Origin of the sequence: Photobacterium chitinilyticum (genome assembly GCF_004104355.1) — a bacterium.
Classification (GTDB): Bacteria; Pseudomonadota; Gammaproteobacteria; order Enterobacterales; family Vibrionaceae; genus Photobacterium; species Photobacterium chitinilyticum.
In genome coordinates this window covers 1-356 of sequence record NZ_RJLM01000277.1, presented here as the reverse complement: position 1 = coordinate 356, position 356 = coordinate 1, and the positions used below count along the sequence as shown (strand labels likewise).

Annotated in this window: 1 protein-coding gene; it reads right to left on the bottom strand. The window is 37.1% G+C overall.

Going from position 1 to position 356, the window contains the following annotated elements; translation table 11 throughout:
- A partial coding sequence (locus EDI28_RS27505) for a putative RNA methyltransferase (RefSeq protein WP_369122695.1) occupies positions 1 to 251 on the bottom strand: 251 nt, incomplete at its 3' end.
- Positions 252 to 356: the final 105 nt, after the last annotated feature.

The window sequence follows — 356 nt, the reverse complement described above, 5'->3', positions numbered from 1 at the left end:
TCTAAGATAGCTTGGTAAAAGCCGGCTTCTAGGATTTGTTGACGGTTTTGAAAATTTTCCTTGTCATAGTTAGCAGATTGCTTGATTTGAGGTGCTAGATTGACATAGCCAAATTTCGCCAAGTCAAAAGAATGACGGTTGCAGCACTTGAAATTAGTCTCTAACAGAGTCAGATTTTCTTGACAGATAGGACAGGCAAAGGCAGTCGCAGAAGCAAAACGCTGAAGTTTGGGCTTGAGATTTGTATTCATAGTTTAAGTGTATCAAAAGAGGCAAATGAAAGCAACTTTAGGAATAAGTAGATGGGAGATTCAGTAGAAATAAAACTAATTCTCCAATTTATAGAATGAAATTGC